The sequence below is a fragment of the Bacillus sp. SIMBA_008 genome (genome assembly GCF_046535495.1).
Taxonomy (GTDB): Bacteria; Bacillota; Bacilli; order Bacillales; family Bacillaceae; genus Bacillus; species Bacillus subtilis.
In genome coordinates this window covers 1-236 of sequence record NZ_JAWRWL010001250.1, presented here as the reverse complement: position 1 = coordinate 236, position 236 = coordinate 1, and the positions used below count along the sequence as shown (strand labels likewise).

Sequence of the window (236 nt, the reverse complement as noted above, 5' to 3'; positions counted from 1 at the left end):
GTAAATTTGCTCTTTTGGAATGATTCCTTGTAAGAGTGGATAGACGAAGAAATCCATTCCACCTGATATAACGTAAAAAGAAATGTTATTTTCATTTACAAATTGTATAAATTCCTGAAAACCACTACGGATTTCAGCAGTTTCTATTAAAAATTGAATCATATCATCGTGTAGACTAGTAGGTATTAATTGAAATAATTGAGAAACACCTTCTTGAATAGATAGCTCTTGTGATA

Annotated in this window: 1 protein-coding gene; it reads right to left on the bottom strand. The window is 30.1% G+C overall.

Features of this window, described 5'->3' with window-relative positions:
- On the bottom strand, positions 1-236 hold a 236-nt coding region (locus tag SB658_RS27435; RefSeq protein WP_486308232.1), incomplete at both ends, for an HAD family hydrolase.